This is a genomic window from Ruania rhizosphaerae, assembly GCF_009805705.1.
Lineage (GTDB): Bacteria > Actinomycetota > Actinomycetes > Actinomycetales > Beutenbergiaceae > Ruania > Ruania rhizosphaerae.
Genome location: NZ_VSMB01000011.1, coordinates 83,454 through 107,869, shown reverse-complemented (window position 1 = coordinate 107,869; position 24,416 = coordinate 83,454). Strand labels below are relative to the sequence as shown.

General features: G+C 69.3%; 21 protein-coding genes. 9 read left to right on the top strand and 12 right to left on the bottom strand.

What is annotated here, in order from left to right:
- Positions 1–98: 98 nt before the first annotated feature.
- The gene (gene metH, locus FV560_RS15070; RefSeq protein ID WP_159622375.1) at positions 99–3,629 is read left to right on the top strand and encodes a methionine synthase; all 3,531 of its coding nucleotides are present in this window, start codon (positions 99–101) and stop codon (positions 3,627–3,629) included.
- Positions 3,630–3,692: 63 nt separating this feature from the next.
- On the opposite strand, the gene FV560_RS15065 is transcribed toward metH, so the two are convergent.
- Complete coding sequence (locus FV560_RS15065; protein WP_159622374.1) at positions 3,693–4,241, bottom strand: YbaK/EbsC family protein; 549 nt, start codon at positions 4,239–4,241, stop codon at positions 3,693–3,695.
- Entirely contained in the window at positions 4,241–4,768 is a 528-nt protein-coding gene (locus FV560_RS15060; protein WP_159622373.1) for a YbhB/YbcL family Raf kinase inhibitor-like protein, read from the bottom strand. Before FV560_RS15060 ends, FV560_RS15065 begins: the two co-directional genes overlap by 1 nt.
- Before the next feature lie 215 nt (positions 4,769–4,983).
- Between FV560_RS15060 and FV560_RS15055 the strand changes: the two genes are divergently transcribed.
- The 4 genes from FV560_RS15055 to FV560_RS15040 all read left to right on the top strand — a co-directional run bounded on the left by FV560_RS15055 (position 4,984) and on the right by FV560_RS15040 (position 8,879).
- Positions 4,984–5,847 carry a hypothetical protein gene (locus tag FV560_RS15055; RefSeq protein ID WP_159622372.1) on the top strand — a complete coding sequence of 288 codons (864 nt, stop codon included), beginning with the start codon at positions 4,984–4,986 and terminating at the stop codon, positions 5,845–5,847.
- Between the two features lie 5 nt (positions 5,848–5,852).
- The gene (locus FV560_RS15050; RefSeq protein ID WP_235020151.1) at positions 5,853–7,511 is read left to right on the top strand and encodes a DNA polymerase Y family protein; all 1,659 of its coding nucleotides are present in this window, start codon (positions 5,853–5,855) and stop codon (positions 7,509–7,511) included.
- A 160-nt stretch (positions 7,512–7,671) separates the two neighbouring features.
- Positions 7,672–8,274 (top strand): ClpP family protease, encoded by a 603-nt coding sequence (locus FV560_RS15045; protein WP_159622371.1) that lies wholly within the window; start codon positions 7,672–7,674, stop codon positions 8,272–8,274.
- Positions 8,271–8,879 (top strand): ClpP family protease, encoded by a 609-nt coding sequence (locus FV560_RS15040; protein ID WP_159622370.1) that lies wholly within the window; start codon positions 8,271–8,273, stop codon positions 8,877–8,879. The genes FV560_RS15045 and FV560_RS15040 overlap by 4 nt, the downstream gene beginning before the upstream one ends.
- Positions 8,880–8,927: 48 nt before the next feature.
- On the opposite strand, the gene FV560_RS15035 is transcribed toward FV560_RS15040, so the two are convergent.
- Together FV560_RS15035 and FV560_RS15030 are read right to left on the bottom strand one after the other, a co-directional pair.
- Positions 8,928–9,296 (bottom strand): helix-turn-helix domain-containing protein, encoded by a 369-nt coding sequence (locus FV560_RS15035; RefSeq protein ID WP_159622369.1) that lies wholly within the window; start codon positions 9,294–9,296, stop codon positions 8,928–8,930.
- Between the two features lie 99 nt (positions 9,297–9,395).
- Positions 9,396–10,073: an HAD family hydrolase gene (locus tag FV560_RS15030; RefSeq protein WP_159622368.1), complete on the bottom strand. Its 678-nt coding sequence runs from the start codon at positions 10,071–10,073 to the stop codon at positions 9,396–9,398.
- A gap of 297 nt (positions 10,074–10,370) precedes the next feature.
- Between FV560_RS15030 and FV560_RS15025 the strand changes: the two genes are divergently transcribed.
- Positions 10,371–13,550, top strand: a complete 3,180-nt coding sequence (locus FV560_RS15025) for an error-prone DNA polymerase (RefSeq protein ID WP_159622367.1) — start codon at positions 10,371–10,373, stop codon at positions 13,548–13,550.
- Here FV560_RS15025 and FV560_RS15020 read toward each other — a convergent pair.
- The 4 genes from FV560_RS15020 to FV560_RS15005 form a co-directional block, all read right to left on the bottom strand.
- On the bottom strand, positions 13,533–14,204 hold the full coding sequence (locus tag FV560_RS15020) for a spermidine synthase (RefSeq protein WP_200837720.1): 672 nt from the start codon (positions 14,202–14,204) through the stop codon (positions 13,533–13,535). The genes FV560_RS15025 and FV560_RS15020 overlap by 18 nt on opposite strands.
- Entirely contained in the window at positions 14,201–15,418 is a 1,218-nt protein-coding gene (locus FV560_RS15015; protein ID WP_235020150.1) for an AI-2E family transporter, read from the bottom strand. The genes FV560_RS15020 and FV560_RS15015 overlap by 4 nt, the downstream gene beginning before the upstream one ends.
- A gap of 79 nt (positions 15,419–15,497) precedes the next feature.
- Complete coding sequence (locus tag FV560_RS15010) at positions 15,498–16,469, bottom strand: aminoglycoside phosphotransferase family protein (RefSeq protein ID WP_159622366.1); 972 nt, start codon at positions 16,467–16,469, stop codon at positions 15,498–15,500.
- Positions 16,466–17,131, bottom strand: coding sequence for an HAD hydrolase-like protein (locus tag FV560_RS15005; protein WP_159622365.1), 666 nt, complete (start codon positions 17,129–17,131; stop codon positions 16,466–16,468). The genes FV560_RS15010 and FV560_RS15005 overlap by 4 nt, the downstream gene beginning before the upstream one ends.
- Before the next feature lie 50 nt (positions 17,132–17,181).
- Between FV560_RS15005 and FV560_RS15000 the strand changes: the two genes are divergently transcribed.
- Complete coding sequence (locus tag FV560_RS15000; protein ID WP_159622364.1) at positions 17,182–18,009, top strand: pentapeptide repeat-containing protein; 828 nt, start codon at positions 17,182–17,184, stop codon at positions 18,007–18,009.
- Between the two features lie 89 nt (positions 18,010–18,098).
- On the opposite strand, the gene FV560_RS14995 is transcribed toward FV560_RS15000, so the two are convergent.
- Positions 18,099–18,572, bottom strand: a complete 474-nt coding sequence (locus FV560_RS14995; RefSeq protein WP_159622363.1) for a tRNA (cytidine(34)-2'-O)-methyltransferase — start codon at positions 18,570–18,572, stop codon at positions 18,099–18,101.
- Between the two features lie 89 nt (positions 18,573–18,661).
- Between FV560_RS14995 and FV560_RS14990 the strand changes: the two genes are divergently transcribed.
- The gene (locus FV560_RS14990) at positions 18,662–20,737 is read left to right on the top strand and encodes a hypothetical protein (RefSeq protein ID WP_159622362.1); all 2,076 of its coding nucleotides are present in this window, start codon (positions 18,662–18,664) and stop codon (positions 20,735–20,737) included.
- Here FV560_RS14990 and FV560_RS14985 read toward each other — a convergent pair.
- The 3 genes from FV560_RS14985 to FV560_RS14975 form a co-directional block, all read right to left on the bottom strand.
- Entirely contained in the window at positions 20,689–21,849 is a 1,161-nt protein-coding gene (locus tag FV560_RS14985) for an AAA family ATPase (protein ID WP_159622361.1), read from the bottom strand. The genes FV560_RS14990 and FV560_RS14985 overlap by 49 nt on opposite strands.
- 40 nt (positions 21,850–21,889) lie before the next feature.
- A complete protein-coding gene (locus tag FV560_RS14980) occupies positions 21,890–23,416 on the bottom strand; it encodes an ATP-dependent DNA ligase (protein WP_159622360.1) in 1,527 nt (508 codons plus the stop codon).
- Between the two features lie 82 nt (positions 23,417–23,498).
- Positions 23,499–23,897: a hypothetical protein gene (locus FV560_RS14975; protein WP_159622359.1), complete on the bottom strand. Its 399-nt coding sequence runs from the start codon at positions 23,895–23,897 to the stop codon at positions 23,499–23,501.
- A 75-nt stretch (positions 23,898–23,972) separates the two neighbouring features.
- Here FV560_RS14975 and FV560_RS14970 point away from each other — a divergent pair, with 75 nt between their 5' ends.
- The gene (locus FV560_RS14970; RefSeq protein WP_159622358.1) at positions 23,973–24,407 is read left to right on the top strand and encodes a MarR family winged helix-turn-helix transcriptional regulator; all 435 of its coding nucleotides are present in this window, start codon (positions 23,973–23,975) and stop codon (positions 24,405–24,407) included.
- Positions 24,408–24,416 lie beyond the last annotated feature (9 nt).

The following is a 24,416-nucleotide window of genomic DNA, read 5'->3' as shown; positions in this document are numbered from 1 at the left end:
CACACCGCAAGAGCCGATCAGTGCCAGTAAGTGCCGGGTGAGATCCCGCATCCCAGACTCGGTGCCGGGGCGGGGGTATCGATCCCTACACTTTTCCCATGCGCCCACCCCGTTCCGCCGCTCTGCTCGAGACCATGCGCTGCCGGGTGGTGGTCGCTGACGGCGCGATGGGCACGATGATCCAGGACGCGGGGCTCACCCTCGAGGACTTCCAGGGCCTGGAAGGCTGCAACGAGATCCTCAACGTCACCCGTCCCGAGGTGATCGAGTCCCTGCACGCGGAGTTCTTCGCCGTCGGGGTCGACTGCGTGGAGACCAACACCTTCGGCGCGAACGCCTCCAACCTGGGCGACTACGACATCATCGAGCGCATCGGCGAGCTCGCCGAGGCCGGGGCCGTGATCGCGCGGCGCAGCGCCGAGAAGCACTCCACGCCCGACCATCCGCGCTGGGTCCTCGGCTCCATGGGCCCGGGCACCAAGCTGCCCAGCCTCGGGCACGTCACCTATGCCTCCCTGAAGGCCTCCTTCGCGCAGCAAGCGGCGGGACTGATCCGTGGTGGTGCTGATGCGCTGCTGGTGGAGACCAGCCAGGACCTGCTGCAGACCAAGGCCGCGATCAACGCCTGCAAGCAGGCCCAGCGCGAGACCGGCCTCGAGGTGCCGATCTTCGCCCAGGTCACGGTCGAGACCACCGGCACGATGCTGATGGGATCCGAGATCGGAGCGGCCCTGACCACCCTGGCCGCCCTGGGCATCGACGCGATCGGCCTGAACTGCGCCACCGGTCCGGCGGAGATGAGCGAGCACCTGCGCCACCTGTCCAAGCACTCCCCGGTGCCGATCACCTGCATGCCCAACGCCGGATTGCCGGTGCTGGGCAAGCACGGCGCCGAGTACCCGCTCACCCCGGACGAGCTCGCCGCCGCCCACGAGCAGTTCGTCGGCGAGTTCGGGCTCAACCTCGTGGGTGGCTGCTGCGGGACGACACCTGAGCACCTGCGGGCGGTGGTGGAGAAGGTCCGGGGCAGGGCCGTCGTCACCCGGGAGCCCGAGCCCACCCACGGGGTGGCGAGCCTGTATGCCCACACCGACTTCGACCAGGACGCCGCCTTCCTGGCCATCGGCGAGCGTACCAACGCCAATGGCTCCAAGGCGTTCCGGGAGGCGATGCTCGCCGAGAACTGGGACGAGTGCGTCCAGATCGCCCGGGCGCAGACCCGCGACGGTGCGCACCTGCTGGATGTGTGCGTGGACTACGTGGGCCGTGACGGCGTGGCCGACATCCGCGACGTGGTCTCCCGGTTGGCGAGCGCCTCCACGCTGCCGCTGGTGATCGACTCCACCGAACCGGCCGTGATCGGTGCCGGGCTGGAACTGGTGGGCGGGCGGGCCGTGGTGAACTCGGTGAACTTCGAGGACGGTGACGGTCCGGACTCCCGGTACGCGAAGATCATGCCTCACGTGGTCGAGCACGGAGCCGCCGTCGTGGCCCTGACGATCGACGAGGAGGGGCAGGCGCGCACCGCCGCGAAGAAGGTGGAGATCGCCTCCCGCCTCATCGAGGACCTCACCGGCCGCTGGGGGATGGCGGTGGAGGACATCATCGTCGACACCCTGACCTTCCCGATCGCCACCGGGCAGGAGGAGACCCGGCGAGATGCGATCGAGACGATCGAGGCGATCAGGGAGCTCAAGCGCCGCTACCCGGCCGTGCACACCACCCTGGGAGTCTCGAACATCTCCTTCGGGCTCAACCCGGCCGCCCGGGTGGTGCTGAACTCGGTGTTCCTGCACGCCGCCGTCGAGGCCGGGCTGGACTCGGCGATCGTGCACGCCGCGAAGATCCTGCCGCTGGCGCAGATCCCCGACGAGCAGCGACAGGCCGCCGAGGATCTGGTGTGGGACCGGCGCACCTACGACGGTGACCAGCTCACCCATGACCCGCTCGCGCACCTGCTGGACGTCTTCTCCGGGGTGGACTCGGCAGCACTGAAGGACGCCCGCGCCGCCGAGCTGGCCGCGCTGCCCCTGGACGAACGCCTCGCCCGCCGCATCATCGACGGCGAGATGAAGGGCCTGCACGCGGATCTTGACGCCGCGCTGGAGCAGGGGTGGAAGGCGCTGGACATCGTCAACGACCAGCTGCTCGCCGGGATGAAGGTGGTCGGAGAGCGGTTCGGCGCGGGGGAGATGCAGCTGCCGTTCGTGCTGACCTCCGCCGAGACGATGAAGACCGCCGTGGCCCACCTCGAACCCCATATGGAGAAGGTCGAAGAGGGCGGGGGGAAGGGCACCATCGTGCTCGGTACCGTCCGTGGGGACGTGCACGATATCGGCAAGAACCTCGTGGACATCATCCTGACCAACAACGGCTTCACGGTGGTCAACATCGGCATCAAGCAGCCGGTGTCAGCATTCATCGAGGCCGCCGAGGAGCACCAGGCCGACGTGATCGGCATGAGCGGGCTACTGGTGAAGTCGACTGTGGTGATGAAGGAGAACCTGGAGGAGCTCAATACCCGGGGGCTCGCCGCAAAGTACCCGGTGCTGCTCGGGGGTGCGGCGCTGACGCGCGTCTACGTCGAGGACGATCTGGACGAGGTCTACGACGGGCAGGTGCGCTACGCCCGCGACGCCTTCGAAGGGCTGCGCCTGATGGAGCCCCTCGTGCGGGTCGCCCGGGGAGAGGCGGCGGACGCCGTCGGGCTCCCCGCTCTGAAGAAGCGCCGCCACGCGCAGGTGACCGTGGACGAAACCCCGGCCGAGGACCTGCCCGAGCGCTCGGACGTGGCGACCGACAACCGGGTGCCGGAGCCGCCGTTCTGGGGAACGCGCATCGTCAAGGGCATCGCGCTCGCCGAGTACTCTGCGTTCCTGGACGAACGGGCCACGTTCATGGGCCAGTGGGGCCTCAAGCCCGGCCGCGGGGAGGGCGGTTCCTCTTATGAGGAACTGGTCGAGACCGAGGGGCGTCCGCGGCTGCGGGAGTGGATGGCCAGGATTGCCACCGAGGACATGCTCACCCCATCGGTGGTGTACGGGTACTTTCCGGTGGTCGCCGAGGGGGACGATGTGGTGCTGCTGCACCACGAGGGTCCCGACGGCGGTAGTGGCGGCGAGCCGGGGACCGAACGGATGCGTTTCACCTTCCCCAGGCAGCGACGCGACCGGCACCTGTGCCTGGCCGACTTCGTGCGGCCGCGTGCGGCGGGTGAGACCGATGTGCTCGGGGTGCAGCTGGTCACCGTGGGTTCCGGCGTGGCCGAGCACACGGCGCAGCTGTTCGAGCAGAATGCCTACCGCGAGTACCTGGAGTTGCACGGACTTTCGGTCCAGTTGACCGAGGCGCTCGCGGAGTACTGGCACGCGCGGGTACGTGCCGAGCTCGGGTTCGCCGGGGAGGACCCGGCCGATCTGGAGGGCATGTTCAAGGTGGACTACCGGGGCGCGCGGTACTCCTTCGGCTACCCGGCCTGCCCGGACCTGGAGGACCGGGCGAAGATCATCGAGCTGCTCCGTCCGGAACGGATCGGGGTGACGCTGAGCGAAGAGCTGCAGTTGCACCCGGAGCAGTCCACCGATGCGGTGGTCTTCCACCATCCGGAGGCGAAGTACTTCTCAGTGTGAGCGTGAGAGGTTCCGCCAGGAGGGCGATGCTTGCTGTGCGGCGCCCGATACCGGTGGAACCTCTTACTCCTTCGCGAGCCCCGCCACGATCTCAGACCCCGGCAGTTCGGCGAGCACCTCACCGGGCAGCAAGATCTTCGAGCCGCGGATGCCGCTGCCGATGATCGCCGGGCTCGCCGTGGTGCGGGTGTCCAGCAGCACTCGGTACTGGCCGGGCAGTCCGATGGGCGTGATACCGCCGTACTCCATCCCGGCCTCGGCCACCGCCCGGTCGGTGGGCAGGAACGAGGCCTTGCGCACGTCCAGCAGCTTCTTGATGGTGGAGTTCACGTCCGCCCGGGTGGTGGCACGCACGATGGCCGCGGCGAGGCGCTCCTCGCCGTTGCGTTTACCGGCCACCAGCACGCAGTTGGCCGAGGCCTCCAGCGGCAGTTCGTAGGTGGCCGTCATGTCGGCGGTGTCTGCCCGGTCCGGATCGATCGGCGCCACCAGCACCTGCCCGACGGCGTCCGGCGAGTTCTGCGCCCAGGCCTCCAGTGCCTGGCGCACCGGCGCCGCCAGCAGGTGCGGGTGGTCCAGAGCAGGGGACCAGTCGAGGGTGCCGAACCGCATCAGCGCTGGTAGGTCGCGGTCAGCGTGCCACGGCCGAGGGTGTGGAACAGGGCCAGGAACGAGGCCTTGGTGGCGCTGTCCTCACTGGTGAGCTCGAGCGTGGGGACGTCGAGGGCGTGCACGGCGAAGACGTACCGGTGCGCGCGGTCGCCTGGGGGAGGCGCGGCTCCCTCGTAGGCGAAAGCTCCGCCGTCGGTGCGCAGGTGGAATGCGGCACCAGGCAGGCTGAGGTCACTCTCCCCGGCGCCCTGCTCCAGGGTGGAGACTGAGGAGTCCAGGTCGGTCACGGTCCAGTGCCAGTAACCGGCGGGTGTGGGGGCGTCGGGGTCGAAGCAGGTGACGAGCAGTCCCTCGGTGCCCTCGGGCAGGTCGCTCCAGATCAGGGTGGGGGACGTGTTCTGCCCGTCGGCTACGAACTGGGAGTCCATCGGTTCGCCCTCGCTGATGTCCGGGCTGGTCAGAGGGAACGAGGGGACGGTGGGCAGGATCTCGTAGGGGTGCGGGGCCACGGGGCGCTGCAGGTCCATGACACGTCCTTTCCGATCGACGGCGTCGGTCCCAACCTACGACGCTTCGCGCCTGCATGGGTTCTCTGCCGGGACATCGGCGGTGGTGTGTCGCGCACGATCTCTCCGGCCTGGGAGGTCTTGACAGGAACCGGCCGGCGACGTGTACTTGTTCGAACCGATGTTCGATGTCGGTGGTCGCTCCTACCGTGCAGCGCAGAAGAAGGGAGGGACTGATGAGCCTCACAGTGAGACCGGTGATGGAGCCCATGCCGTCCTCGCCTGCGCCGCCCGTGCAGTCGCGGCCACAGCTGGATCAGTCATCTGAAGTGGCGACACGACTGGAAGCAGCGCGGAGGGCGCTCGCCACCGCCGAGTCGGCGGTGGGGGTGCACGCCCGGCTGGGATCAGCCGAGAACGTCGTGCCGTTGACACCGCCGGCGGAAAGCGACCCGGGCGGTCGCGACAGCGACCAGCGAGTGGATCTGGAGCGAGCCGTCGACATCCCCGGTGGCCTTGCTCCACTTTTCCCGGTAGGCATGCGTCGGGGCAGTGCGGTGCAGGTTCTGGGCAGTACCTCGGTGCTGCTCTCCCTGGCGGCTGCGGCGGCCGGGGAGGGGGCATGGTGCGCGATGGTGGGGCTCCCAGACCTGGGCCTCGCGGCTGCGGCCGAGCTGGGGCTACCACTGGAGCGTACGGTCGTGGTCCCACGCCCGGGGCCGGATCTGGCTGCAGTGCTCGGTGCCCTGGTGGACGGGGTGGACGTGCTGGTGGTCGGTTCCACAACCGCATTGCTCGACCGGGAGCGTCGCACACTCGGCTCACGGGTCCGGGTACGGGAGGCGGTGCTGCTCACCGCTGGTCCCTGGTCGGGTGCCGACGTCGTACTCAAGGTGGATCCGGGTGGCTGGTACGGCATCGGACGCGGTAGCGGCATGCTGCACTCCGGTGAGGTGACCATCGCTGCACGGCACCGGCGGGGCGATGCGTCGCTGGTCGTTCGCGCGCGCCGCAGTGGGAACGGATGGGAGTCGGCGCAGGCCCCGGCACTGCGGGCGCTTGACATGCAACGACCGGGCGAACTGGTGCGAGCGGGGTGAGTGCAGTGAGTGCTGCAGTGTCAGAGCACGTCCCAGCTGGGCGGGAGGAGCCAGCGACCCGGCTGGCCGTCCTCTGGGTGCCGGACTGGCCGGTGGTCGCTGCCGTGGTGGAAGGGCTGGTGCAGGCCCACCAGCCCATCGCGGTGCACGATGCGCGGGGCGTTGTGGCGGCATCTGCTCGTGCCCGGGCGAGCGGGGTCCGCCGGGGGCAGCGCCGCAGGACTGCGCAGTCCTTGTGCCCCGATCTCGTGCTCGTCCCGATGGACGAAGGCCGGGACGTGTCTGCTTTCGAGGCGGTGGTTCAGGCAGTCGAAGGGGACGTGCCGCAGGTGCAGGTGATGCGTCCTGGGGTGGTGGTACTCGCAGCCCAGGGGCCTCGCCGTTATTTCGGTTCGGAGGAGGCGGTCGCGGACACTCTGATCGGGGCAGCAGCCAGCGCGGGGGTCGAGGCGCAGGTGGGGGTGGCGGACGGGCAACTCGCCGCGTTGATCGCCGCGCGTGAGTCAGTGCTGGTTCCTCCCGGTGCCTCGGCTGCCTTCCTCGCCGGTAGAGACGTGCGCGATCTCGTGCACGTGACCACCACCCGGCAGGCACGGGCGGAGATGACTGAGTTCACGGGTGTGCTGCGCCGACTGGGAATCACCACCCTGGGTGCGTTGGCGCAGATGCGCTCGGGGCAGGTCGCCGCCCGATTCGGTGCCTTGGGGTCTCAGGCTCGGCGACTGGCGGCCGGTCTGGACGGTCACCCCCCTTCTGGACGGCGGGGCGAGCCGGATCTGACCAGTGCGGCCGAACTCGACCCACCCGCGCAGCGGATGGACACGGCCGCCTTCGCGGCCAGGCGGCTCGCCGAAGATCTACATGCGCGGATGATGCGACGTGGGGTGCTCTGTGGTCGCCTACGGGTGCGGGCGCGAACGGAGGACGGGGCTGAGCTGGAACGCACCTGGCGGATCGAGGGGGTGCTGGCGGCCACCGAGCTGACCGACCGGGTGCGGTGGCAGCTTGACGGGTGGCTCAGCGGCCGCAGCGGTCGCCCGCCCAGTGCAGCACTGACTCGCCTGACCCTCACCGCGGAGGAAGTGTCTCCCGCAAACACGGTTGCCGAGGGCCTGTGGGGGAGAGTCGGTCGTGGGGAGCGGCAGGCAGGCCGGGCAGCACTACGGGTGCAGGGGATGCTCGGCGCCGATGGTGTGCTCGTTCCGGTTCCCGAAGGTGGTCGCTCTCCGCGGGACCGGGTGCGGCTGGTGGCCTGGGGTGACGACGTGACCCCGGTCCGGGACCCTGCCCAGCCGTGGCCGGGGCAGATCCCGCAGCCGCTGCCGGCCACGGTTCCCGCGGAGCCGGTACTGGTCAGGGTGCTGGACGAGGTGGGCGAGCCGGTGGGGGTCGATGATCGTGGTGCGCTCTCCGGGATGCCGGCCCGGGTGGAGATGGCACCTGTGCGCCAAGGGCGCCCTGCACGGCAGGCACCGTGTCCCAGCGAGAAGGCGATGCCGCGCCGTCTGGCGGTGTCCCGGTGGGCGGGTCCATGGCCGGTGCACGAGCGATGGTGGGCAGGCAGAGGTGCGCGGTACTACCTGCAGGTGGCGGGAGAGGAGGGGGTCGCGCTGCTGATCTCCGGGGACGGAGAGCAGTGGTGGGCTGAGGGGGTCTACGACTGATCGGTGCTGATGAGCCTGCCGTGGATCCAGAGACGTGCCGGGAGAGAGGTTCAGCGGTGTCGCTGGATCTGCTCACAGCAGATCTGCCCGCAGACGCATGGGCACCGCAGGGGCGGGTGAGGTGCGCATGGTGGTGCTCCACCACGAAACGGAGACTGCCATGACCGAGACACCACCGATGACCGAGCAGCTGGCCGAGGCGTTGATGCAGCAACGCGTGATTGTCATCTCCGAGGAGGTCGAGGATTCCCTCGCCGCCCGAGTGTGCAGCCAGCTCCTCCTGCTCTCCGCTCAGGATCCGACGGCGGACATCGCCCTGCTCATCCACTCACCCGGAGGGTCGGTGCCGGCCGGTCTGGCCATGTACGACACGATGCGGCTCATCCCCAACGATGTGATCACGCTCGGGATGGGGCTGGCCGCGAGTATGGGGCAGGTTCTTCTGTGCGCTGGCGCCCCGGGGAAGCGGTACGCCCTGCCGCATGCCCGCATCCTCATGCACCAGGGATCGGCCGGACTGCAGGGCACCGCTGTGGACATCGCCATCCAGGCCGAGAACCTTGAGCACACCAAGGCCACGATGCTGGCGCTCATCGCCGAGCACACGGGGCAACCGGTCGAACGGATCGAGGCCGACTCCGACCGGGACCGGTGGTTCACCGCCGAGCAGGCGCGCGAGTACGGCTTCGTGGATGAGATCGTCACGTCGATGGCTCAGGTGATTCCGGGGCGCCGGCGGGCGGGACTGGGGGCGCAGCGATGACCGGCCAGTACACGATCCCCAGCGTGATCGAACGCACCAGTAGCGGTGAACGCGCTGCCGATGTCTACTCCCGGCTGCTCGGAGACCGCATCGTCTTCCTCGGCACCGAGATCGACGACGGGGTGGCCAACACCGTGATCGCTCAGCTCATCCATCTCGAGTCGGCAGACCCGGGCGGTGAGATCAACCTCTACATCAACTCGCCGGGCGGCTCGGTGACGGCGATGCTCGCCATCTACGACACGATGCGGTTCGTCCGTGCCCCGATTGCGACGATCTGCGTGGGGCAGGCGGCCTCCAGTGCCGCCGTACTGCTCGCAGCAGGGGAACCCGGACGCCGGGGAGTGCTCCCGCACGCCCGGGTACTGCTGCACCCGCCGTCGATGGGTGGGCGCGGGGCACTCCCGGACCTGCAGATCCAGGCGGCCGAGATCGCCCGGCTACGTCACGCCGTCGACGAGGTGCTCTCGGCCCACACGGGCCAGCCGCTGGACGTGCTGCAGGCAGATACGTCCAGGGACAGGATCTTCACCAGCGATCAGGCGGTGGCCTACGGGTTGGCCGATGAGGTGGTGGCGAGCAGGAAGGAACTGTCAGCGGCGTGAGGAAGAAGCGACCAGGATGGCCTGGCGCGGGGCGGTCGTGGAGTCTCCTCAGACAACTGCAGCCAGCAGCTGAGGTGCCGCACCGCCGAGCGTGTGCGAAGCGCGTGTGGTGAGGGTGGCGAGATCGAGGCCGAGCGCTTCGGCGACGGCAGCGAGAATCTCCGAGGACGCTTCCTTGCGGCCGCGTTCCACCTCGGAGAGGTACTGCGGGGAGATCCCCGCCTGCCCGGCGATATCGGTGAGGTGTCGTTCCTGGTCGCGGCGCTCGCGGCGAAGCTCATGCCCCAGCGACTCCCGCCACAGCAGTGGACGTAGCGGCTTCGGCCGGGATCGACCGGGGGCCGGACGCTGGGCTCGTAGGTTGTCGGTGACCTGGGAGGTGCGCCGGGGGCCGGGGAACTGCAGGACTTCACCCATGACGTGATCGTAGGCTGCCGGTGCCTTGTGCGCTGCCGAGTTCGTCCGGGGCGAACGACCGGATGGATGGCGAACGACCGGGTAGATATGTCTGCCGGTCTACGCGTGCTGCGGTGTTCCCTCAGTGTGTGCGAGCCCAGCCTGGACGTCCGCGGTTGTCACCGAGTCCAGGGAGGGCAGGAGTCGGGCCGGTATTCCCGGGTCCGAGGTGTGGCCGGTGAGGAACCAGACGGCCAGGCCCGCGCGGTAGGCGCTGGTGGCACCGGCGGCGGAGTCCTCGAACGCGATGCTGCGGGCCGGGTCGATCCCCAAGCGAGTTGCTGCTGTGAGGTAAGGCTCCGGGTCGGGCTTGGGTGCGCTGACGTCGTCCGAGCTGACAGCCAGGCGGAGAGCACCGTGGGGAGCCGCCTCCAGCAGCAACTCGGCATTGGTGCTCGTGTTGTTGGTGACCAAGGCGCACGGCACTCCGGCCGCGGCCAGCTCCGTCAGCAGTTCCCGCGCCCCGGGCAGCCAGGGCATCTCCGCCCGCATCTGTGCCGAGACGTGGGTCACCGCCTGGTTGATGATCTCCTCGATGCTCCCGGAGACCCCGCGGTCGCGGAGAATCGTGGCCCAGCGCTCCATCGGGCGACCGATCGAAGCCTCGAAGTCCTCCTGGGACCAGACAGTGCCGGCGCTCGCTGCGAGGGACTCCTGAGCTGACTGCCAGTGCGGTTCGGTGTCGACGAGCGTGCCGTCCATGTCGAACAGGACGCCGGCGGGCAGGGGAGAGGTCACCTGCTCACGGTACTGGTGGCACGGCCGATGGACGAGCGACGTCGTGTCGATCCGGGTGGTGCAGTTGGTCACATTGCCGCTACCGGTGGCTGCAGCGCCCGATCCTGTGTCGCCGAGGTTGCGGTATGAGATTTCCATAGGAGGTCTGCCGTGCCGCGGTGACCTGCGGCAGTCTCGTGCGCATGATTTCTCGGGGGATGGTGCGGGTCGGGTGGTGTGCCGGGGTGTTGGCGGTGGCGGGGTTGGGGCCGGGCCCGCAGTCCGACCCAAGGCTGCACGTCACCTATACTGGAACGTATGTTCGAAGGGTATGCCGAGCTGCACGCCCACTCGGCGTTCAGCTTCCTCGACGGCGCCAGCCAGCCGGAGGAGCTGGTGATCGAGGCCGCCCGGCTCGGGCTGAGTGCGATCGCGCTCACCGATCACAACGGCTTGTACGGAGTGGTCCGTTTCTCCGAGGCCGCCCGCGCCGCGAAGCTGCCCGCGATGTACGGCGCGGAGCTGAGTCTGGACGCCCCGGTCCGCCCCACCGGGATGCCCGACCCGCCTGGAACCCACCTTCTCGTGCTCGCCCGCGGCGCCGAAGGGTACCGGCGGCTCTCGCGGTCCATCGCCACCGCTCACCTGGCCAGCGGCACGAAGGGGGAGGCGGTCTACCACCTGCCCGAGCTCGCCGACCTCGCCGCAGGCAACTGGCTGGTGCTCACCGGGTGCCGCAAGGGCGCCGTCCGCCGCGCCCTCGAACCCGAACCCGGCCGGTTCGACCTCGACGCCGCCCGCTCCGAGCTCGACCTCCTCACCGACTACTTCGGCGCCGAGAACGTGGCCATCGAGATCACCGACACCGGCGCCCCGCTCGACTCCGTCCGCAATGACGCACTCGCCGAACTCGCGGCTCGCACCCGGCTGCCGCTGGTGGCCACCGGCGGGGTGCACTGCGCCACCCCCGCGGACCAACGACTTGCCCACGTGCTGGCCGCCGTCCGTGCCCGGTCCAGCCTCGACGAACTCGACGGCTACCTCCCAGCCGCCGGCTCCCACCTGCGCAGCCCCGCCGAGATGTACGCCCGACACCACCGCCACCCCCAGGCCGTGGCCACGGCCGCCGCGCTGGCAGCCGAGTGCACCTTCGACCTTCGCCTGGTCGCCCCCCACCTGCCGCCATGCCCCGTGCCGGCTGGTCACACCGAAGCCACCTGGTTGCGTGAGCTCACCTACCGGGGCGCCCGGGAGCGCTACGGCCCACCCGAGACGGCCCGCGCGGCCTACGCCAAGCTCGCCTACGAGCTCGACATCATCACCACCCTGGACTTCCCCGGCTACTTCCTCATCATTCACGAGATCGTCGATTTCTGCCGCCGCGAGGGCACCCTCTGCCAGGGTCGCGGATCGGCCGCCAACTCCGCCGTCTGCTACGCCCTCGGCATCACCGCCGTGGACGCCGTGCAGCATCAGCTGCTGTTCGAACGCTTCCTCTCCCCGGGCCGCACCGGCCCGCCCGATATCGACCTCGACATCGAGTCAGGCCGCCGGGAGGAGGTCATCCAGCACGTCTACACCAGCTACGGGCGTACCCACGCCGCGCAGGTCGCGAACGTCATCTCCTACCGGCCCCGCTCCGCGGTCCGGGACGCCGCCCGCGCCTTCGGGTACGAGACCGGGCAGCAGGACGCCTGGTCGAAGTCCATCGAACACTGGGGCCCCCTGCGTGGCTCCCAGCGTGACAACGACCTCGAGACCATCCCAGCCCACGTCGTCGACACCGCCGAGCAGATGCTGCGTCTGCCCCGCCACCTCGGCATCCACTCCGGTGGCATGGTGCTGTGCGACCGGCCCGTGATCGACGTGTGCCCGGTCGAGTGGGCCACGATGCCCGGGCGCACCGTGCTGCAGTGGGACAAGGACGACTGCGCCGACGCCGGCCTGGTGAAGTTCGACCTGCTCGGCCTCGGCATGCTCACCGCGCTGCGGCTGGCGTTCACCACGATCCGCGAGATGGAAGGGATCGAGCTCGGCCTGCACTCGCTCCCGCAGGATGACACCGCGGTGTACGACCTGCTCTGCGCCGCCGACACCGTCGGCGTGTTCCAGGTGGAGTCCCGCGCCCAGATGGCCACCCTGCCGCGGCTGAAGCCCCGCACCTTCTACGACATCGTCGTCGAGGTGGCCCTCATCCGCCCTGGGCCCATCCAGGGCGATGCCGTGCATCCCTATATCGAACGCCGCAACGACCCTGGGCAGATCAGCTACCTGCACCCGCTGCTCAAACCAGCCTTGGAGAAGACCCTCGGCGTGCCGCTGTTCCAGGAACAGCTCATGCAGATTGCCGTCGACGTGGCCTCCTTCACCCCGGACGAAGCCGACCAGCTGCGCCGGGCGATGGGATCCAAACGCTCCGCGGAACGGATGGAAGCCCTGCACCAGCGGCTGCTGGGCGGCATGGCGGCCAACGGGGTGAGCCACGAGGTCGGTGAGCAGATCTTCGACAAGCTCAAGGCGTTCGCCGACTTCGGCTTCCCCGAGTCGCACGCGTTTTCCTTCGCCTACCTCGTCTACGCCAGTGCCTGGCTCAAGGTGCACCATCCGGAGGCCTTCTACGCCGGTCTGCTCGCCGCCCAGCCGATGGGGTTCTACTCCCCGCAGTCGCTGGTGGCCGATGCCCGCCGCCGCGGGGTGCGGGTGGAGCGGGCGAGCGTGGTCCGATCCCAGGCCCAGGCCAGTGTGGAGCGGGTCTCAACCCCTGACGGCGGAGCGTTAGCCCTGCGCCTCGGCCTCGCCCCGGTCCGGGGTGTGGGGGAGGAGACCGCCGAGCGGATCGTCACCGCCCGGGAGCGGGCACCGTTCGTCGATGTCGCCGATCTGGCCCGCCGGGTGCGGTTGAGTACCGCCCAGCTGGAAGCGCTCGCCACGTCCGGTGCCCTGGCAGACCTGGGGCACGAGCGTCGCCAGGGGTTGTGGGTGGCGGGGGCGCTCGCCGGGGAGAGCGGGAAGACCAGTCATGGGTGGATCGCCGAGCCCTTGCCGTTCACCTCGGTCGGGCTGGATGTGCCAGACCTGCCCGCGATGGACGAGGTGACCACAGCGGTGGCGGACGTGTGGGCCACGGGGGTCTCGCCGTCGTCGTTCCCCACGCAGTTCCGCCGCGACGACCTGGACGAGGCCGGGGTGCTGCGGGTCACTGACGTGCCCGGAGCCGGATCCGGTGTCCGGGTCCGGGCTGCCGGGGTGGTCACCCATCGGCAACGGCCAGGCACTGCCAAGGGGGTTACCTTCCTCTCCCTGGAGGACGAGACCGGACTGCTGAACGTGATCTGCTCGGCCGGGCTGTGGCAGCGCTACCGCAAGGTCGCCCTGGGCAGTGCCGCGCTGGTGGTGCGTGGGGTGGTCGAGCACGCCGACGGCGTCACGAACCTCATGGCCGACCGGATCGAGCCGCTCAGCCTGCGGGTGCCCAGCCGGTCACGGGACTTCCGGTAGCGGTGCCGAGTACAGCCAGTAACGCTCCTCGCGTCCCTGCAGCAGCACGGGCAGTGGTGTCTCCTGGGCCTGGCCGAAGACGCTCGTGAGAGCGTGGCGCAGTTCGATGGCACGGTTGGCAGCCCACACCACGACCACGCCACCCGGGCGCAGCACCCGGCGCACCTGGCCCAGGAAGCCCTCTCGGTACAGCGCGGCATTACGCTCGTACACGAGGTAGCCGGGACCGTTGTCGACATCGAGCAACGCCACATCCACCGTATGAGAAGGAATGTGCTCGACCACGTCCGCCAGGTCGGCCACAGCGACCTCGACCCGGTCGTCGGCCAGCAGCTGCGGGCCGTGCGGGACATACCCTTGCGCCATCCAGTCGACCACCGCCGGCTCCAGCTCCGCCACCTGTACGTGCTCGACCCGCGGATCCGTGAGCACCTCGGCCGTGGTGTATCCCAGGCCCAGCCCGCCCACCAACACCGAGGACGCCTGCGGAGCCTGGGCCAGTGCCGCATCGGCGAGCGCACGCTCGGTGGAGGTCTCGGCGGTGTCCATCACGAACACCCCGTTCACACGCAGCTCGAGCGTCCGCCCGCGGCGTAGCAGCGCGACCTCGCCTCGTGGGGAGTCCCGTGCGGCGACCAGCTCGCTGGCTGTCACGACCGGGGGAGGACGTCCGGTTCTTCGACGTCCTCCATCGGTGGGTCCACGGTACGCAGCCGGGCGTACACAGCCCAGATCACTGCGACGATCGGGATGACGATGATCGCTCCCAGGATCCCCGCCACCAGCGTGCCGGAGGTGACGGCCAGGGCCACCGCCACCGGGTGCAGGGAGACCTGCTTCCCCATCACCAGCGGCTGCAGCACGTGCCCTTCGAACTGCCCGATCAACGCGATCGCGATCCCGACGATCACCGCGTTCCAGAAGCCGTTCACGGCGAGCGCCACGATCATCGCCACGATCATCGCCGCCGGGGCACCGACCAGTGGAATGAACGCACCGATGAACACCAGCACAGCCAGCGGAGCGGCGAGCGGCACCCCGGCGATCAGCAGCACGATCAGGGCGAGTATCCCGTCGACCAGGGCGATGATGACGGTGCCGCGTGCGTAGCCGGAGAACGTGTACCAGCCGACTCCGCCGGCGATCAGCCACTTCTCGCGCAGCCGTGAGGGCAACTGGTTGATGAACCAGCGCCACATCTCGTTCCCGCGCGCCAGGAAGAACACGGTCGTGAAGGTGGCCAACGCCATGATGGCGAACGTCTCCACCACCGATCCCGCACCTTCAGCGGCCCGGTCGAGGAGCTCGGACTGATTCTCCTGGATCCACTGCAGCCCGGCGTCGGACCACTCCCGCAACTGCTCGGCGGTGATGGAGATCCCGAACGGCAGATTGGCGGCCAGGTTGAAGAGTTCGTCGATGCCGTCGGCGAACTGAGTGGACAGCCGCTCCCACTGCCCGGTCACCGACCGGACGACGTAGGTGACCATGCCACCGATCACCAGGACAGCCCCGAGCATCGACAGGGCGGTGGCGAGTCCGCGGGGCATCACCCTGTCCATGAGGTTCACGAACGGGCGCAGCACAGCCGAGAACACCAAGGCGATGAAGACGGCGATGAACACGAGCTGGATCTTCGCCGTCGCCCACACCAGCAGGGCCACCACGGCTACCACGACGAGCAGACGCCACGACCAGCCGCCGGCCTTGACCATCCAGCGCGGGACGCCGTCGCCGGTCGTCTCGGACCGCAGGTGCCGCTCGGGAAGCCGGTGCGGGTGCAGCCGGGCGCCCCGGGCGGGCGATCGGGTCAACTTCGGCAAGACCGGAGTCTTGACCGTTGCGACCCGGCGGGTGGTGATCTTCACCCTGTCAGTCTGCCTCAGCGTCGGCCGATCGTGCGATGGATCGGGTGCGAATCGCCGCGTGATGTCATGGGGCCAGGCGTCAGGGATGCAGGGGCCAGCCTGTGGCAAGTGCCGCCCAGAGGTGGACGTGTGCCAGCTCCTCCCGGGTGCGGGCCTGGCGCTGCGGCTCGCGCCAGGTGTCCCATTGCCACAGCACCGACTCCACGCTGCGGGCCAGGGCCCACTCGCAGATCCGCCGGGCAGGGATGCCCAGCGTGGCTTCAGCAAGCCGCACTCGTGCGGTGATCTCGCCGGCCGGGTCCCGATATTCGAAGGGCTGGTCGAGCTGGGTCAGCAGTGGCCACAGGTCGTAGGCGGGGTCGCCCACCATCGGCTTCGGGTCGATCGCCAGCCAGTAGCCGGTGCCGCCTCGTGGCGCATCCAGGAGCACATTGCCCGGATTGAGATCCCCGTGCAGCAGCACGCTCGGGCCAGGCATCGCGCCGCGGGTCCCGAACGCTTCTAGCAGTTCCAGACCGTGTTGCATCGGGTGGCGCGCATCGGGATAGAGGTGAGACCAGCGTGCCGCGCGCTCGGCGGCCACACGTGCCCACGCGGCGCTGACCTCCACCTGGTCCGGCACGGGGGTGTCGATCCGGGCGGTGTGCAGGTTCGCCAGCACGTCCAGCCCGGCGCGCAGCCGCACGGGGGCCGGACTCGGCTCGTTCAGCATCGGCGTGCCCGGGTGTGCCCGCCGCAGCAGCAGCGCCCAGTCGTCGGCGTCGTGATCGAGGAGTTCGACGGCGGCCAGGCCGTGCCACATCCGGAGCGCGGTCGCCTCATGACGGGCCTCGTCGTGCGGGAAAGTGATCTTCAGGACTACGGGGGTGCCGTCGCCCCGGGTGCCCGGAGCGGTCCAGGCTGCCGTCCCGAGTCCGAACGGCGCCCCGAGCTGCAGGCCCCATCGGCGCACCGCACGGTCCACGAGCGTGGGAAGCCGGTCCAACCAGGCCCGGCCAGCAGGAGTGGAGCCTGCCCCGGCGGTCAGGGAAGCGGGGAGGTGGATCGTCACCGGTCCACCGGGAGGGTGTTCACCTCGAGCAGTTCCCTCACGTGCGCTGCGTGCGCGACGGTCGCGGCGGCGTGGGAGAGGTCGTCGCCCGCGCCGTAACCCCAGCCGGCCACGATGCATGGCACGCCGTGCACGGCTGCACCCTCGACATCGTGTACACGATCACCGAGCAGAACGGCGCCGGAGGTGTCAGTGCCTGTCTCCCGCAACGTGGTGAGGGCCCGGTCGACCACCACGGCCTTGGTCGAGGAGGGTCCGTCGTCGAGGGCGCCACAGACGGCCGTGAAGTAGCCGGTCAGCTGGACGTGGTCGAGGATCTGGCGGGCATAGTGCTCGGGTTTCGACGTTGCCAACGCGATAGGGAGACCCGCACCGTGGAGTGAGACCACCAGGTCCCGCATCCCGTCGAAGACGGGAGCCGCGAGCATCGCACCGGCCGCGTAGCGGTGGCGGTAGAGCGTGACGGCCCGCTCGAGCTGTGTGGCAGGAACGCCGGCTACGTGCTGCAGGCCCCAGGGGAGCGGGGGACCGACCACGGACTGGAGCCTCGTGGGGGCAACGGCGGGTAGGCCGAGTTCGCTCAGCGTGTCCGCGACGGTCGCCACGATGCCTGGTGCAGAGTCGATGATCGTGCCGTCCAGGTCGAGCAGGACTGCGGTCACAGGAGAAGGCAACATCACGGCGCCAGCCTATCGAGGGCTAGGCTGACCCGATGGGGCCGGCAGTGGAACTCGTGGCGGACTGTTCAGCGTGCGTCGGACTGTGCTGTGTCGGGCTGGGGTTCCGCACCTCGGCGGAGTTCGCCTTCGACAAGGAGCCCGGGCAAGCATGCCAGCACCTGGCTGACGACTTCCGGTGCGGGATTCATGACCGGCTGCGCGGGCGGGGAATGGCGGGATGTACGACGTTCGACTGTTTCGGTGCGGGCCAGGCGACCACAGCACGTTTCGCTGAGGCGGCACGGGATGGCCGTCTCGACGGACCGGACTGGCGCACACCAGCCGTCGCGGGGGAGATGTTCACTGCCTTCGCCGTGCTGCGACGACTGCACGAGGCACTGTGGCACCTCGATCATGCTGCGGCCCGGGACGTCGACGATGAGATCAGGCAGGAGCTGGCGCGCGTCAGGGACAGCGTGGCTGCCGAGGCGGCGGGTGAGGCAGACGAACTGCTGCGGATCGACGTCGACGACTGCTGGCGGAACGTCGCCCCGGTGCTGGCGGCAGTGAGCGAGCAGGTCCGCACCGAGATCAGGGAGGACCCCGCAGATCTACGCGGGACCGACCACGCCGGTGCAGATCTGCGCCGGCGGGATCTGCGGGCCGCGAACCTGAGGGGTGCCGTCCTCGTCGGCAGCGATCTGCGTGGTGCCGATCTGCGTGCCGCTGACCTGGCCGGAGCCGACCTGAGGGGTGCCCGGCTCGACGAGGCCGACCTGCGCGGCGTGCTCTACTGCACCCAGGCCCAACTCGACGCCGCCCGCGGCAGCGCCCGCACACAGCTGCCGGAAGGTGTGCACACGCCCGGCCACTGGGCGTGAGGATGCCGGACCACCGTCGCTAGAGGGCCGGTCTGCGCGCAGTACGCCCAAGAACGCCGGGCGGAGGCGAACCTTGCCACCCGACTGCCTCAGACGCCGTCGGCGTACCCGTGCTGGCGCCACGCTTCATACGTGGCGATCGCCGCCGAGTTCGACAGGTTCAGAGAACGCACTCCCGGCCGCATCGGGATCCGCACCAGCGCCGTCATCCGGTCGTCGGTGAGCACATGGGCGGGCAGGCCGTCCGGCTCGGGGCCGAACAGCAGTGCGTCGCCGGGTTGGTAGGCGACGGCACCGAAGGAGGCCTCCGCGTGTCCGGTGAAGGCGTACACCCGGCCCGTGCCGTGGGTCTGCAGGTGCTCCAGCGCAGCATCCAGATCGGCGTGTACGTGCACCCGTGCCAGGTCGTGATAGTCGAGCCCGGCGCGGCGCAGCTTGGCATCCGAGAGGTCGAACCCGAGTGGCTCCACGAGGTGCAGCGTGGCGCCGGTGGCGGCGACCATCCGGATCGCGTTGCCCGTGTTCGGGGGGATCCGGGGTTCGTAGAAGACGATGTGGAACACAGCAGACACCGTAGCTGGGCGTGGTCCGCTCGGCTGAACCTGTGGATAACTGAAGCAGTGCCGGCGGTGTGTGACTACGTTCGGAGGGCATGACCAGCGCCGCACTGCTCACGCATCTGCAATCCCTCAGCGAGTACGATCTCGCCTACCTCCTGGTGAAGCGGAACATGCTGCTTCCAGGAACGATCGTCGTGGACTACGAACATCTGGCCGAGCGCCTGACCGACCCGGAGTGGATGTTCGACGTGCTGATCGACTCCACGCACTCCGAACTGGCAGTCCTCGAGTGCGTGGTCGCACTCGGCAGCGGGGCGACGATCGACCGCCTGCGATCGATGCTGGTCATGCCACCGGAGGAACCGCTCGAGCAGGTACTGGAAGAACTGGCCCTCGGTGCCTTCGTATGGGTCCGCGCCGATGGCACGATCGCCGCAGTCGACCACCTTGAACTGCTGGTGACGGATCCGCTGGGCCTGGGGGAACCCTGTACCCGGTTGAGTTCTCTGATGCCCTGGGATCAGTACCGCGACCTGGCGCACCGACTCGGCGTTCCTGATCCCGATCCGGCGCTGCTCGATGGCGCGGACACGCAGCCATTCATGGATGCGACGCGGGCGCAGAACCGGCAGGCGGGTGAGCGATTCGGCTCGCCGGCACGTCTCAAGGCGATGCTCGCCGCAGCACCCCCGGACGTCATCGCTGCACTACAGCGGCGTGCGAGAGCGGCGCTCGCCGGATGCCTGGGCCGGCCGGCAGCTGCGCGGCTGAGCCTGCCCGAGTGGTTCCGGACGCCCAAGCGAGCGCCGGACCCGTGGATCGTCCGCGATGCGGGATTCCACCGTGCTGCCCAATGGGCGGTCGAGCATGATCTTGGGATCCGCACCGAGGAGGGGGAAATGATCGTTCCTTCGGAGGTGCTGCTCGCCGTGGCCGACATGAGCGTCGAGGTGCCTCCAGCCCCACCCGAGCCAGACCTGATCGCGACGGACCGGGCGGTGGCCGAGCGTACTGGCCGGGTCCGGCGCGAGGCGATCGTGGCCGACGTGGACGCTGTTCTCTCCTGTGTGGTGTCCGCACCGCCGCGGCTGCTGCAGCAGGGCGGGATCGGGATCCGTGAGATGCGCAGAATCGGGAAGCAGACGGCTGTGCCGGTGCTGACGGTTCGTCTCGCGCTCGAGCTCGCGTTCGAGGCGGATCTGGTCGAGCTATCCGAACGCAGCTTGTGCCCGACCGAGGCACATCAGACGTGGTGGTGCGGCCTCTCGCCGCAGCGCAAGTCCGGCGTGCTCGCCGGAGCGTGGCTGAGGATGTTCGCTCTGCCGACCGTCGATCGGGACGAGTATGGACATGCTCCCGCGTTGTTCCCACACTGGCGAGAGCATGTGGCGGCGATCCGGTGGACCATGCTCGCGCATGTGCGCCACCTTCCCGATGGGATCGGGTTGGCCGATCCGGTCGGATTGCGCGACCACTTCATGTGGCGCTTTCCCTGGTATGCCGACGCGGTCGAGGACTGCCTGGTGCGAACCTGGCACGAGGCCGAGGCGCTCGGTGTCGTGGCCGACGGGAGGGTCAGCGAGTTCGGCGAGGGGCTGCTGGACGGTGCACATGCCGACGATGTCGATCGCGCGCAGGCGCGGCGGGCAGTGCAGCGGCTCGAACTCGCCCAGTTGGCTGTGCCACCGCAGGCATCAGATGTGATCGAGGGGGATGTGCTCGAGCCACGTCAGGCGGTCGAGCCCGAGGACCCGTTGGCGTGCGCGGGCAGACTCCGAGAGCGTGGGCTTCCTGCCGGGTACCCCGGCACGCGCCCGGGGGACGTCGTCCCGGACCGTCCCGTCGATCTCGACGCCGTGCGTGAGACGCTCCAGCAGCTCGATGCGCGGCAGGTCGGCATGCTGGTACGCGCGGTTCTCGACGGGGACATGGTGCGTATCCGGTACAGAACGACCGCTGGGGTGCTCACTGATCGGGACGTCCTGTGGGTCAGGATCCTCCCGCCCCACCTGTACGGCCTTTGTCAGACCAGGTGCGATGACACACGATTCAATCTCCGCGGGATCGTGGAGGTCCTCGGCGTCGAGCCCGGGCCGCTGCGGACCGCTGTGGCGGTCGATCACCGCGACGGCCACACCCAGGCGGGACGGTCCAGCGGGCCCTCCTGACCCTCGATCTGGGTCTCACCCAGTTCTTTGACCAGGTGCACATGCTCGACGCCGGTACCCAGTGCCTCCTGCAATGCTGCCGCATGGGTCACCACCACCAACTGCGTCTCCTGTGCCGCCCGCTGCATCAGATGCGCCAGCGGCACCAGCAGCTCCGGGTGCAGGCTCGTCTCCGGCTCGTTGAGCACCAGCAGCTGAGGCGGGCGCGGTGAGAGCAGCGCCGCGGCGAGCATCAGATAACGCAGTGTGCCGTCGGAGAGTTCGGGCGCCTGCAGCGCTCGCAGCATCCCGGGCTGGTGCAGCTGTACGGAGAACCGGCCCCCTGTCACCTCGATCTCGAGCCGGCTACCGCCGAACGCCTCGGCGACCGCGCGCTGGAGCAGGTCTGCGCGGCCGACCTCCTCGATCGTGGCCAACGCGCTGGGTAGATCGGACCCGTCCGCAGCCAGCGCCGGGGTTCGGGTTCCGACGGCGGCCGCTCGTGCAGGTGCACCGGCATCGGTGCGCAGATGGTCGTAGAAACGCCACCCCCGCAATGACTCTCGCAGCGTCACCAGTTCCGGTGCCCGAGTGGGGTCAGCCAGCGACGTCACACACGAGTCGGCAGGCGTGAGGGCGTGGGTGAGCTCATCCCAGCCGTCATCGCCTCGCGCCTTGACCAGCGGCCCGTGGCGGCGCACCAGCTGCGACCCCGGCCGGGCCAGCGGTCCGGCCCAGACGGTCTCAGCCTTGATCTCCGGGTCCAGTGCGAATCGCGAACCGGTATCCGGGCGGGGCAGGCCCAGGTCCATCGCGTAGCTGAGCTCCTCGGAGGCGAAGCCCACCTGCAGCCGCACCGGACCGGTGCGGCGGGTGCCCTGCACCGGTACGTCGCCGCGTCGCATCGCGCCACTGAGATGCTCCGGACCTGCCCACATGGTCGATCCCAACCCGCCCTCGGCGGCGAGGGCGCCGATGGCGGTCCCGCGAGCAGTGTCGGCCAGCAGGCGCAGCGCCCGGTACAGACTCGACTTGCCGCTCCCATTGGCACCGGTCACCACGGTCAGCTGCCCGAGCGGCACCACCACGTCCCGCAGCGAACGGTATCCCTGGACGGCGAGCGTGGTCAGCATGAGGCCACGTTATGCGCTGACGGTGACACGGGAGACACTGTCAGTGCAGCAGTTCCCGGACCGTGTCGATGGTGTCGGCCTCGGTGACCGGCTTGTCCTGGCGGTATCGCTTCACCCGGGCGAACCGCAGTGCCACACCGCCTGGGTAGCGGGTTGAGCGCTGCACCCCGTCGACGGCGATCTCGACCACCACGTCCGGGCGGATGCGCACGAGTGCCTCGTCCCGCTCGGTGGCGATCGCCGGGAAGTGCTCCGTCTGCCACCGCAGCAGGGCGTCGGTGAGCCCCTTGAAGGTCTTGCCCACCATCACCAGCCCGTCCGGCTCCCCGAACCGCCCGGCGGGGTCGCGTGCGGCCAGGTGCAGGTTCGAGAGCCATCCGGTGCGTCGCCCGTACCCCCATTCGGCGGCCAGCACCACCAGATCGAGTGTGTGCACGGGCTTGACCTTCAGCCAGTTCGCCCCTCGCCGTCCGGCGGCATAGGCACCATTCAGAGCCTTGACCACGACGCCCTCGTGGCCGGCGGCCAGGGCCTCGTGCATCACTCGCTCGGCAGTCTCCGGTTCATCGGTGACGGTGCCCGGCACCACGAGCTCTCCCGCCACTCGGGTGAGCTCCGCGAGGCGGTGCTGCAATGGCTCATCGATGAGGTCCCGTCCGTCCACGTGCAGCAGATCGAAGAACCAGGGCCGCAGCACCACCTCCCCGGCCTCGCTGCCGAAGCGGGCCATCGAGTCCTGGAACGCCCGGGGTAGTCCGTCTTCAGTGAGCGCGAGAGTCTCCCCGTCGAGGATCAGTTCCTGCGCAGGCAGGGCGCGCACCATCTCGACGATCTCCGGTACCCGGCCGGTGATCTCGGCGAGGCTGCGGGTGAACACCTGCACCCGGTCACCCTGTCGGTGCACCTGGATGCGGGCGCCGTCCAGCTTCGCCTGCACACTGCACCGGCCCAGCGTCTCGATCGCCTCCCCGGCAGCGGTCGCGGTGGCGGCGAGCATCGGCAGCACCGGGGTCCCCACCCGAAGACCTACCTTCGTCAGGTCGTCGCCGGTGCGGGCCAGCCGCGCCGTCTCACCCAGGTCCCCGGTCAGCATCGCGGCCCGGCGCACCCTCTCCAGGGGCAGGCCCCAGGCCTTGGCGACGGCGTCCGTCAGTACTCCCTCCAACGCACCCGTCCGCATGTCACCGAGCATCACCCTGGCGAGGAAGTCCTGCTCCGTGGCGGTGGCACGCCCAAGCAGTGCGTGCAGCAGTTCGGTGCGGCGCATCTGAGAGCCGGTTCCGGTCGTGGCCGCGAGCTCGGTCAGCGTCTCGTCCACGTCCAGCACGGTCAGCGATGCCACGCCGGCGGGTTCGGGTCGCACGGTCTGCAGGCGGCGCCACCCGATGCCGATGCGCCCCTGGCGCACCCTGCCCAGCAGCATCCCGACGGCGGGGCTCACCTCCTCGGCGTCGAGTCGCCCGAGCAGATCGGCCAGAGTTGAGATCTTGGTCGTGCGCGAGCGGGTCGCCGTGAGCGCAGCGCTGGTGGCGTCCAGGTCGGCAATCAGGGTGGTACCTGCGGACATGGTGTCAGTGTGGCACCGAGGTGCGACATCGAATCCGGGGAATGGGGGTGCTCATCCTGGGGGAGTGCCGCACGATGGCGAGTCAGTGCGTCCGCAGTATCGTGCGAGTCCGCTCCAGCACGAGGTTGAGCGTCCGTTCTGCCGCGGCGAGTTCGTCCGAGTCGAGGCCGGCCCATACCGGTCCTGTGAGTTCTGCGATGCGGCGGCCGACCTCGTCGACGGTTTCACGACCGGTATCAGTCAGTCGATCTCCGGCAATGAGTCCGCGGTCGGTCAGGGTGGACACCTGGGCCGCGGCGTCGGGGAAGTGTGCCTGACCGGTGATGTACTCGGTGAGGCTTCCGCCCCCGTCGAACTGAGCCGTGAGTTTGAGGCTCACCCACTGTGCCTCCGAGAGGTGGTGGCGTGCGAGGAGCGTGCCCAGCACGGCGTTGAGTGCCTTCTCGGTTTGCCCGATGAGCTGTGGTCCGAATGGAATCATGGCGTCTCCCAATCTGTTGGTCGCACCAACGATAATCGATGATTGGTTCCACCAACGACTTGTTACGATCGTTCCATGGTGAAGGCCCTTCGGACTCGTGCGACATGGCTGGTCAGCAGAGCGCAGGTGCGCGCCTACTCGTTGCTCAAGGAGATGTTCGGTGCAGTGGGTGTTCGCCCTTACCACTACCGGATTCTTGCGGCATTGGATGAGTCCGGCCCGGTGAGTCAGGCTGAGCTCGGGCGAGCCACGGGTAGTGATCGAAGTGACATCTCCGTTGCGATCGAGGCCCTGTGCAGCAGCGGGTTGACCGCCCGTCAGGCAGATCCGGCCGACCGGCGCCGGAATGTGATCTCGTTGACCGATCGTGGGCGTTCGGAACTACACCGCCTCGACGCGGTGCTCGATGAGGCACAAGAGCGATTCCTCGCGCCACTCACGCGGGCCGAACAGGTAGTTTTCCTCCAGCTGATCGCTCGGCTGAGCGACGACGAGCCCCAGGAAGACTGAGCCGGCCGC

Bases quoted from the DNA above. Each gene is read 5' to 3' on its own strand.
- FV560_RS15040 (WP_159622370.1), top strand. From the start codon at position 8,271: ATGACCGGCCAGTACACGATCCCCAGCGTGATCGAACGCACCAGTAGC.
- FV560_RS14970 (WP_159622358.1), top strand. From the start codon at position 23,973: ATGGTGAAGGCCCTTCGGACTCGTGCGACATGGCTGGTCAGCAGAGCG.
- FV560_RS14990 (WP_159622362.1), top strand. From the start codon at position 18,662: ATGACCAGCGCCGCACTGCTCACGCATCTGCAATCCCTCAGCGAGTAC.
- FV560_RS15055 (WP_159622372.1), top strand. From the start codon at position 4,984: ATGAGCCTCACAGTGAGACCGGTGATGGAGCCCATGCCGTCCTCGCCT.
- FV560_RS14980 (WP_159622360.1), bottom strand. From the start codon at position 23,416: ATGTCCGCAGGTACCACCCTGATTGCCGACCTGGACGCCACCAGCGCT.
- FV560_RS14975 (WP_159622359.1), bottom strand. From the start codon at position 23,897: ATGATTCCATTCGGACCACAGCTCATCGGGCAAACCGAGAAGGCACTC.
- metH (WP_159622375.1), top strand. From the start codon at position 99: ATGCGCCCACCCCGTTCCGCCGCTCTGCTCGAGACCATGCGCTGCCGG.
- FV560_RS15065 (WP_159622374.1), bottom strand. From the start codon at position 4,241: ATGCGGTTCGGCACCCTCGACTGGTCCCCTGCTCTGGACCACCCGCAC.
- FV560_RS15025 (WP_159622367.1), top strand. From the start codon at position 10,371: ATGTTCGAAGGGTATGCCGAGCTGCACGCCCACTCGGCGTTCAGCTTC.
- FV560_RS14985 (WP_159622361.1), bottom strand. From the start codon at position 21,849: ATGCTGACCACGCTCGCCGTCCAGGGATACCGTTCGCTGCGGGACGTG.
- FV560_RS15035 (WP_159622369.1), bottom strand. From the start codon at position 9,296: ATGGGTGAAGTCCTGCAGTTCCCCGGCCCCCGGCGCACCTCCCAGGTC.
- FV560_RS15045 (WP_159622371.1), top strand. From the start codon at position 7,672: ATGACCGAGACACCACCGATGACCGAGCAGCTGGCCGAGGCGTTGATG.
- FV560_RS15060 (WP_159622373.1), bottom strand. From the start codon at position 4,768: ATGGACCTGCAGCGCCCCGTGGCCCCGCACCCCTACGAGATCCTGCCC.
- FV560_RS15000 (WP_159622364.1), top strand. From the start codon at position 17,182: ATGGGGCCGGCAGTGGAACTCGTGGCGGACTGTTCAGCGTGCGTCGGA.